This window comes from Pseudonocardia pini (genome assembly GCF_013870575.1).
Classification (GTDB): Bacteria; Actinomycetota; Actinomycetes; order Mycobacteriales; family Pseudonocardiaceae; genus Pseudonocardia; species Pseudonocardia pini.
In genome coordinates this window covers 1-8,333 of the sequence record NZ_JACBXB010000184.1, presented here as the reverse complement: position 1 = coordinate 8,333, position 8,333 = coordinate 1, and the positions used below count along the sequence as shown (strand labels likewise).

Annotated in this window: 11 protein-coding genes and 1 tRNA gene; 4 read left to right on the top strand and 8 right to left on the bottom strand. The window is 73.6% G+C overall.

The genetic code is table 11. The features are described from left to right. From H5J29_RS13095 to H5J29_RS13080, 4 genes are all read right to left on the bottom strand, one after another. On the bottom strand, positions 1-479 hold a 479-nt coding region (locus H5J29_RS13095; RefSeq protein WP_312858194.1), incomplete at its 3' end, for an alpha/beta fold hydrolase. Between the two features lie 79 nt (positions 480-558). Continuing rightward, positions 559-762 carry a hypothetical protein gene (locus H5J29_RS13090; RefSeq protein WP_220187349.1) on the bottom strand — a complete coding sequence of 68 codons (204 nt, stop codon included), beginning with the start codon at positions 760-762 and terminating at the stop codon, positions 559-561. A 232-nt stretch (positions 763-994) separates the two neighbouring features. After that, a tRNA-Arg gene (locus tag H5J29_RS13085) sits at positions 995-1,067 on the bottom strand. An 11-nt stretch (positions 1,068-1,078) separates the two neighbouring features. Next, a complete protein-coding gene (locus H5J29_RS13080; RefSeq protein WP_312858193.1) occupies positions 1,079-1,768 on the bottom strand; it encodes a M23 family metallopeptidase in 690 nt (229 codons plus the stop codon). A 100-nt stretch (positions 1,769-1,868) separates the two neighbouring features. Here H5J29_RS13080 and H5J29_RS13075 point away from each other — a divergent pair, with 100 nt between their 5' ends. Next, entirely contained in the window at positions 1,869-3,044 is a 1,176-nt protein-coding gene (locus H5J29_RS13075) for an MFS transporter (protein WP_220187348.1), read from the top strand. Between the two features lie 58 nt (positions 3,045-3,102). On the opposite strand, the gene H5J29_RS13070 is transcribed toward H5J29_RS13075, so the two are convergent. Then, positions 3,103-4,212: a metallophosphoesterase gene (locus tag H5J29_RS13070; protein WP_181781212.1), complete on the bottom strand. Its 1,110-nt coding sequence runs from the start codon at positions 4,210-4,212 to the stop codon at positions 3,103-3,105. Between the two features lie 51 nt (positions 4,213-4,263). Here H5J29_RS13070 and H5J29_RS13065 point away from each other — a divergent pair, with 51 nt between their 5' ends. Both H5J29_RS13065 and H5J29_RS13060 read left to right on the top strand, forming a co-directional pair. Beyond that, the gene (locus H5J29_RS13065; RefSeq protein WP_181781211.1) at positions 4,264-4,962 is read left to right on the top strand and encodes a response regulator transcription factor; all 699 of its coding nucleotides are present in this window, start codon (positions 4,264-4,266) and stop codon (positions 4,960-4,962) included. Then, complete coding sequence (locus H5J29_RS13060; protein ID WP_181781210.1) at positions 4,959-6,374, top strand: sensor histidine kinase; 1,416 nt, start codon at positions 4,959-4,961, stop codon at positions 6,372-6,374. Before H5J29_RS13065 ends, H5J29_RS13060 begins: the two co-directional genes overlap by 4 nt. Before the next feature lie 15 nt (positions 6,375-6,389). Here the strand turns inward: H5J29_RS13060 and H5J29_RS13055 are convergent, their stop codons facing one another. Genes H5J29_RS13055 through H5J29_RS13045 form a run of 3 tightly spaced genes read right to left on the bottom strand, consistent with a single transcriptional unit; the run spans position 6,390 to position 8,021 of the window. After that, positions 6,390-6,782 carry a VOC family protein gene (locus H5J29_RS13055; RefSeq protein WP_181781209.1) on the bottom strand — a complete coding sequence of 131 codons (393 nt, stop codon included), beginning with the start codon at positions 6,780-6,782 and terminating at the stop codon, positions 6,390-6,392. A 1-nt stretch (position 6,783) separates the two neighbouring features. After that, positions 6,784-7,440, bottom strand: coding sequence for an SRPBCC family protein (locus H5J29_RS13050; RefSeq protein ID WP_181781208.1), 657 nt, complete (start codon positions 7,438-7,440; stop codon positions 6,784-6,786). Next, positions 7,437-8,021 carry an ArsR/SmtB family transcription factor gene (locus H5J29_RS13045; RefSeq protein WP_181781207.1) on the bottom strand — a complete coding sequence of 195 codons (585 nt, stop codon included), beginning with the start codon at positions 8,019-8,021 and terminating at the stop codon, positions 7,437-7,439. Before H5J29_RS13045 ends, H5J29_RS13050 begins: the two co-directional genes overlap by 4 nt. A gap of 129 nt (positions 8,022-8,150) precedes the next feature. Between H5J29_RS13045 and H5J29_RS34320 the strand changes: the two genes are divergently transcribed. Next, the coding region (locus H5J29_RS34320; protein WP_220187347.1) for a hypothetical protein at positions 8,151-8,333 on the top strand (183 nt) is incomplete at its 3' end.

Below are 8,333 nucleotides of genomic sequence, written 5' to 3'. Positions count from 1 at the left end.
GTCAGGACGTCGGAACCCAGGCCCCAGTGGGCCTCGACCAGCCCCAGGACGTGGTCGCGCACGGCAGGCGGGGACAGGTCGTCGCCGCACGCCCAGCCGCCGTAGAGCACCAGCCTGCGGACGGTCTCGGGATGCGCCGCCGCCCAGGCCACGGCCACCGGAGCTCCCATCGAGGTGCCCATGAGGTCGAACGGCACGCCGAGCGTCGCCGCGACCGCACCCAGCTGCTCGAGCTCGAACGCCAACGACGCCGGGCGCCCCGTGGCCGGCGACAACCCGCATCCGGCGCGGTCGTAGCGCACGAGGCGACCGCCCTCGGCCAACGCCTCGTAGAGCGCCCGCTCGGCGGGCAGCTCCCACCCCAGTCGCAGGTGCGTGAGCCACCCCATCACGTAGACCAGCGGCCGCCCGGCCCCGACCGAGGCGTAGGCGACGGCGGTGCCGTCCGCCGTCACCACCCGATCGAGCCGCTGCTCCACGGCCCGATTGTCGCGCACGCAAGCCCGCCCGCCACGATCATCGCTTCCGACCCATCGAGGCCCATACGGCGCGAACGGGTCAGGGACGGCGATCGGAGCCGGCGCGTGGGCCGCCACGCGCGCGCCGGGCCCGCCGCACACCCCACGCGATCGCGCCCACCACGAGGACGACGCCGATGAGCTGGAGCCCCGGGGAGTCGTCGGCCCCGCCGTACACCACGGCCGCACCACCCAGTGCGGCGGCGAGGACGAGAACGATCACGGTCGGCAGGACGTTCCTCACCAGGATCTCCTCCACAGGGTCGAGCCGGGCCGCGCCGACGGAACGGAGCGACCCACCTATCGATAGTCGGTCGGTTGCTGACGAGTGTCACTGATTACCTATCGATAATCAACATGCGCGGGGAAGACCGGCGCGCGCCGGCGGCGAGCGGGCAGTCAGGAGAGAGGACCGAGGTGCGGTCGCGACACGCGCGCAGCGTTCCCCGGAGGGGAAAGCGCTGCTACAGGATGTGTGCCCCCGGCAGGATTCGAACCTGCGGCACCCGCTTTAGGAGAGCGGTGCTCTATCCCCTGAGCTACGAGGGCCTGGATGGAGCCTACCGGGCGGCCCCGCCGTCCTCGAAGGGCGCCACGACCGCGCCCTCCGCCGGGACCCCGAAGTCGCGGAGGAGGGGGTCGGGGGAGCCGGGGCGCCACTCGCGGAAGTCGCGGAAGACGAGGGGGAGGGCTCGGGCGACGGTGAGGTCGGCGCTGTCGGTGGCTTGGACGTGGACGTGGGGCTGGGTGGAGTTGCCCGAGTTGCCGCACTCCGCGAGCGGCGTGCCCACCGCCACCTCGTCGCCGACAGCGACGCGGATCGAGCCCCTGCGGAGGTGGACCAGGGCGACGACGGCGTCGTCGTCGCCCCGGAGCAGCACGTGGTTGCCGGCCACCGCGGGGATGCCCTGGCGCACGCGGCCCGCCTGGCCGAGCGCGTACCCCAGCAGGGTCAGGGGGGAGCGGCGGGCGGGGTGGTCGGGTTCGCCGTCGTGGATGGCGAGGACCGTGCCCGCACACGGAGCGAGGAGGGGTCGGCCGAAGGCGACGAACCGCTCCGGCGGCTCGGTCGCCACCACGGTCCGCCAGTCGCGGACGGCGGCGGTCCGGTGTCGCTCGTCGACCCCGACGAAGTCGATCGCGTGGCTCGAGCCCAGCAGCTCCGTGCCGTGGCTGGGGACGCGCCGTGCCGGACTGTTCTGCACGGCCCACCGGCCGTGGAACGGCAGCCTGAGCACCACGGCGTCCACGGTCGCGACGGTACCGTCGCGACCGGGGTGACGCGTCGAACACGGACGAGCCCGCTCCCGCGACCTACGCTGGAGACTTCTGCTCTTCTCGTGCGTAAGGATGGCTGCCGTGCGGCGCTCGCTGCTCGCGCTGGCTCTGGGGTCGTTCGCCCTCGGGACCGGCGAGTTCACCGTCATGGGTCTGCTCCCACAGATCGCAGGCGACCTGGCGATCACGATCCCGCAGGCCGGGAACCTGGTCTCCGCGTACGCGATCGGTGTCGTCGTGGGTGCTCCGCTGCTGATCGCGGCCGCGACCCGGCTGCCCCGCCGTCAGGCGTTGGTGCTGCTCATCGGCCTGTACGGGGCGGCGCACCTGCTGTCGGCCGTCGCGCCGAACTACCCCATGGTGGCCGCCGCCCGCTTCCTGTCCGGGCTGCCGCACGGCGCGTTCTTCGGCATCGCGGCGATCGTCGCGGGGATGCTCGCCGAGCCGGGTCGGCGGGCGCGGGCGATGGCGATGATGTTCGCCGGGCTGACGGTCGCGAACATCGTGGGCGTCCCGCTCTCGACGCTGCTCGGCCAGATCGTCGGCTGGCGGTGGACCTTCGCGGTGGTCGGGCTGATCAGCCTCGCCGCGGCCGTCGCGATCCGGTTCGCGGTGCCGGACGTCCGCCCCGAGGGGGCGCGACCGCGGCTCGCGGAGGAACTGCGCGCGCTGACCCGCCGCCCGGTGTGGTTGACGCTGCTCGTCGCGGTGCTCGGCGGGGCTACGCTGTTCGCGAGCTACAGCTACGTCGCGCCCATGCTGACCGAGGTCGCCGGGTACCCGGAGGCCGCGATCACCCTGCTCCTGGCGATGTTCGGCGTCGGCATGACGATCGGCAACGCGATCGGCGCCCGGCTGGCGGACTGGAACCCGTTGCGGGCGATCCAGGTGGTGCTGGCGGCGGACGTCGTCGTCGCGCTCGCCCTGGTCCCGGCGATGCACAACCCGGTCAGCGCGGCGATCGTGCTGTTCCTCTTCGCGGTGAGCACGTTCTCGTTGATCCCGTCCGCCCAGCTGCGGATCATCGACGGCGCGGAGGGCGCCCCCCACATGGCCGCGGGCTCGATGCACGCCGCGTTCAACCTGGCCAACGCCCTCGGCGCCTGGCTCGGCGGCGCGGCGATCGCGCTCGGCTTCGGGCTCACCTCGGTGAACGTCGTCGCGGCCGTGTTGGCCCTGCTCGGCCTCCTCGTCGCGACGGTCGCGGCATGGGTCGAGCGGCCCTCACGACAGCCGGTTCCGGCGTAGCGCGGGCCATCGAGCAGCGCCCACGGCGGACCCCCGCAGCCGGCGCCGCGCACGCAGGTCAGGCCGCGCGCAGGGTGAGCAGGGTGATCTCCGGCGGCGATCCGACCCGCACCGGCGGGCCCCAGAACCCGATCCCGCGCGTGACGTAGAGCCAGGTCGGACCCACCTTCGTCAGCCCGGCGAGGACGGGTTGGTCCAGCAGCGTGACGTGGGTCAACGGCGTCAGCTGGCCGCCGTGCGTGTGCCCGGAGACCTGCAGGTCGACGCCCGCCCGCGCGGCCTGGTCGACCATGACCGGCTGGTGGCAGAACAGCACGACCGGCTCGGCCGGGTCTCGCCCCGCCAGGGCCTTGTCCAGGTCGAACCCGTGTCCGGGGAGCCCGGAGGCGGCGGCCGTGCGGTCGTCGCAGCCGGCGAGGTGCAGGACCGCGGCGCCGCGCCGCAGGGTGACCCGCTCGTTGCGCAGGACCCGGACGCCGAGGGTCGGGAGGAACTCGACCCAGCCCGCCGCGCCGGAGTAGTACTCGTGGTTGCCCGTCACGAAGTAGGTGTCCGCGGTCAGGTCCCGCAGTGGTTCGGCCTGGGCGCCGAGCTCGGCCACCTCGCCGTCGACCAGGTCCCCCACGACGGCGACGGCGTCGGGCCCCGCCGCGTTGATCGCCGCGACGAACCCGCGCAGGTCCGCCCCGTCGACCAGCGGCCCGAGGTGGATGTCGGAGACGGCGGCGATGGTGAACCCGTCGAAGGCCGGGTCGAGCCTGTCCAGGACGACGTCGCGGCGTTCGACCCGCGGCCGCCTCGCCTCGATCGCGCCGTAGGTCACCGTGCCGACCGCCGCCGCCCCCGCGACCCCGGCGATCACGCCCGACAGGAACCGCCGGCGTTCGGGACTGACCCGGACGCTCACCCGCACCAGCTCGCCGACCAGGAGCGCGAGGCCGAGGTAGAGCAGCACGGCGAACCAGAGGTAGCCCGCGTAGCTCAGGGCCACCGAGGTGAACAGCCTGCGGGTCAGGAACGTGACCGCGACCAGCACGAACAGGATGCCGAGCACGACCGCGCCGACGATCCGGCCGCGACGGGACCCGGCGACGTCGTGCACCGCCCGCTTGTAGACGTAGAGGTGCACGAGGACCAGGAGCGCGAGGATGAGGAGCGAGAAGCCCACGGCGAGAACCCTCTCAGACGCTTCTCAGAACGCCGCGCGAGACTGTGGGTCATGCGAATCCTCGTCGTGGACGACGACCGTGCCGTGCGCGAGTCGTTGCGCCGCTCGCTCGCGTTCAACGGCTACCAGGTCGAGCTCGCGAGCGACGGGTTCGGCGCGCTGGAGGCGGTCGACGCGCAGCGGCCCGACGCGATGATCCTCGACGTGATGATGCCCCGGCTGGACGGGCTCGAGGTGTGCCGCCGGATGCGGGCGGCGGGGGACGAGCTGCCGATCCTGGTCCTGACCGCGCGGGACGCCGTGTCGGACCGCGTGGCGGGGCTGGACGCGGGCGCGGACGACTACCTCCCCAAGCCCTTCGCGCTGGAGGAGCTGCTCGCCCGGCTGCGTGCGCTGCTGCGCCGCCGGTCGCTCGACGACATCGCCGCGGCCGCGGGTCACACGCCCGCGCTCGTGTTCTCCGACCTGTCGCTGGACCCGGACACGCGTGACGTCCGCCGCGGCGAGCGCGCGATCAGCTTGACCCGCACCGAGTTCTCGCTGCTGGAGCTGCTGCTGCAGAACCCGCGCCGGGTGCTCACCCGCGCGAACATCCTCGAGCAGGTGTGGGGCTACGACTTCCCGACGACGGGCAACGCGCTCGAGGTCTACATCGGCTACCTGCGGCGCAAGACCGAGGCCGAGGGCGAACCGCGGCTGATCCACACCGTGCGCGGCGTGGGGTACGTGCTGCGCGAGACGCCCCCGTGACCGAGGCCGTCGACCGCGAGCTCAACGGCCGGTACCCCCGGCTGGACCGGGTGAGCCTGCGGGCGCGGATCGGGATCCTGGCGGCGGCGGTGGCGGCCGCCGTGGTGGTGCTGGTGTCCGCGGCGGCCTTCTTCATCGTGCGCGGGAGCATCCTCGCCACGCTCGACGACAACCTGGAGCAGCGGGCGCTGGCCGCGGCCCAGAGCGAGCTCGCCCGGCCCCAGCTGCTGGCCACCGTGCCGTCGGAGATCCTCGGCGCGGCGGACATCCGCGTGGCGCTGCTGTACTCGTCCGGGCTCGCGCAGTCCGCCGAGGGTGCCGCCTCCGCGCCGCCGCTCAGCGAGTCGGAGCTCGAGGTGGCGCGCGGCGAGATCGACCAGTCGGTGCGGTCGGCGGGCGGGTACCGGGTCGTCGCGGTGCAGGCGGGGGAGGGCCGCGCGCTCGTCATCGCGCAGAAGATGGACTCCACGCAGGCGGTGCTGTCCGAGCTGGCCACGGCGCTGCCGGTGGTCGGGGCGATCGGCGTCGTGCTGGCCGGGTTCGCGGGTGCGGCGGTGGCTCGGGCCGGTCTGCGGCCCGTCCAGCGGCTGACCGAGGCGACCGAGCGGGTCGCCGCGACCGGGCGGCTCACCCCGATCCGGGTCAGCGGGTCGGACGAGCTGGCCCGGCTGACCCAGAGCTTCAACGAGATGCTCGGGGCGCTCGCCGCCTCGCAGGAACAGCAGCGCAGGCTGGTCGCCGACGCGGGCCACGAGCTGCGCACCCCGCTCACGTCGTTGCGCACCAACCTGGAGCTGCTCGCCGCGGCCGAGAAGCCGGGCGCGCCGAGCCTGCCGCGGGAGGACCGCGAGGACATGCTCACCGACGTCCGGGCGCAGGTCGAGGAGCTCACCCAGCTGATCGGCGACCTCACCGAGCTGGCCCGAGACGACGCCCCGAACGCCGCCCGGGAGCCGGTCGAGCTCGTCGACGTCGTCGAGCGGGCGTTGGACCGGGTCCGCCGCCGGGCCGGGGCGGACATCGGGTTCGACGTCACGCTGGTCCCGTGGACGCTCGTCGGCGAGGCCCCCGCACTCGAGCGCGCGGTGCTGAACCTGCTGGACAACGCCGTGAAGTGGAGCCCGCCGGGCGGGCTCGTGCGGCTGCGGATGATCCGGCTCGACGAGTGGACGGTCGTGATCGAGGTCGCCGACTCCGGGCCGGGGATCGCCGAGGAGGACCGCCCGCACGTGTTCGACCGCTTCTACCGGGCCGACACCTCGCGCACCATGCCCGGCTCCGGGCTGGGGCTGGCGATCGTGCGGCAGGTCGCGGTGCGGCACGGGGGCGCGGTGTGGGCCGACCGGGCCCCGGAGGGCGGCGCACTGCTGAGCCTGCGCCTCCCCGGCCGCCCCGGTGAACTCGAGCTCTGAGGCGGGGACGGTCGACTACCGCCACTCAGGAGGCAGCTCGAGGGCCAGCTGCCACGAGACGCCGTAGCGGTCCGCGGTGAAGCCGAAGGGGCCGAACCCGTAGTCGTCCAGCGGCATCATCGGGGTGCCGCCCTCGGACAACGCCGCCCAGAGCTTCTCCAGCTCCTCCCGGCTGTCGCAGGTCACGAACAGCGAGACGCCGGGGGTGAAGTCCCAGGCGTGCGGGACCGGCGAGTCGAAGCAGCGGACCCGTTGCCCCGCCACGGTGAACACGGCCTGCTGCACCGTGCCCTCCGGGGTGTGGACGAGGGTCAGGACCTCGCCGTCGGCGAAGAGTCCGGTGTAGAAGGTCATGGCCTCCTCGGCCTCGCCCTTCTGGAACATCAGGAACGGCTCCATCGTGGACATGTCAGCTCCCTGCGGTCTCGGCCAGCCAGGCCGTCCAGGTGTCGGTGAGGGTCGAGGTGTCGGCGCCGGGGGCGTACTCGTGGTGCCCCACGGCGACCGGCATCCCGATGAGCGAGCGTTCGTGGAAGCGGACCAGCGCGTGCTCGGTGCGAAAGCCCAGGTATCTCTCGACCCGCCTGTCGACGATCCCGGTGCCGACCGGGGTCCGGACGGTGTCGCCCACCGCCGGGTCGCCGAGGGCGGCCAGGATCCGCTTCCAGGCCTCGGGCGTGCTCGGCGCCTCCGCCTCGACGTACGTCGCGGGCGTGCCGGGGAAGTGCCGCAGGTACTCGCCGAGGGTGAAGAGGTAGAGGTCCCAGCCGAGGCCGGTCATCGTCTCGAACTCGTCCCCCCACTCCTCCTCCAGCATTCCACTGTGGACGAACCGCAGGACGGTCGTGCCGCCCTCGGCCGACTCGAGGACGTACTCGATGGCCTGGGTGCCGAAGCGCTGCTCGAGCCGGTGCGGCGGGTCCGCGACGATCTCGGCCTCGGCGTCGTCCCCCTCGAGGGTCATGAACCACCCGGCCTGGCCCTCGCGCGTCGCGATCGCCCGCCACACCTCCTGCGGGGCGATCGGCAGGGCGATCTCTCGGCGGATCTCGAACGGCGTGCTCACGGTGACGTCTCCTCGGGGGGCATGGCGGCGTGGACGGCGACGACGATCCGGTGCGGCCGCCCCTCCGCCGCATGGTGGCGGGCGACGAGCTCGCGCACCGACTCGCCCAGCTCGCGGGTGAACGCCGCACGGTCTGCCGCGGTGGCGAAGGTGATCTCGCCGTCGATCGCGAAGGTGGCGACGCGCCTGCTGCCCGCCGCCGTGATCAGCCGAGCGACCTCGCGCAGCAGCCGTGCCGCGAGGGCGAGCAGCCACTGGGCGGAGAGCTTGTCCGGCTCGCGGTCCGGGTCCGGGGCGACGAGCGCCCAGGACTGCGGGGAGATGACGAACGCGCCCGCGGTCGCGCGGAGCAGGCGCTCGGTCATGTTGCCCTTGCGGCGTTCCTCGACCAGCTCGACGAGCCCGTGGGCCTCCAGCGCACGCAGGTGGTAGTTCACCTTCTGCCTGGTCAGGCCCAGAGTGGCGGCGAGCGAGGTGGCCGAGCCGGGTTCCCGGAGGGCGCCGAGCAGGCGGGCCCGCACCGGGTCGAGCGCGACCGCGGCCGATGCGGCGTCCTCGATCACGGCCGTCCGGTTCGTCATGCGCCGACCGTGTCACCGACAACAAGTCTTGTCAAGGAGGGAAATATTGTCGGAGTCGCCGCGCGGAGTCGGATCGGTGCCGCCTAGGGTCGCCGCACACGGCCGCCCGATCGAGGAGTGCGCAGCGGGATGACCGACGAGCCCGTCGAGCCCGGCCGCGGCCGGACCGACCCCACCGCCCCGCCCGTCGGAGGGCCGCCGGTCGATCCGTTGACCGACACGGGGCGCCACGCGTTGATCGAGCCGATCAGGCCGGTCAGGGCGCCGGATGTCGAATCGCAGACGGCCGAGGGGGCCGACGCGGGCACGGAG

Excerpts from the sequence above, each read along its gene's own strand:
- H5J29_RS13075 (WP_220187348.1), top strand. The coding sequence starts at position 1,869 with ATGGCTGCCGTGCGGCGCTCGCTGCTCGCGCTGGCTCTGGGGTCGTTC.
- H5J29_RS13065 (WP_181781211.1), top strand. The coding sequence starts at position 4,264 with ATGCGAATCCTCGTCGTGGACGACGACCGTGCCGTGCGCGAGTCGTTG.
- H5J29_RS13055 (WP_181781209.1), bottom strand. The coding sequence starts at position 6,782 with ATGTCCACGATGGAGCCGTTCCTGATGTTCCAGAAGGGCGAGGCCGAG.
- H5J29_RS13045 (WP_181781207.1), bottom strand. The coding sequence starts at position 8,021 with ATGACGAACCGGACGGCCGTGATCGAGGACGCCGCATCGGCCGCGGTC.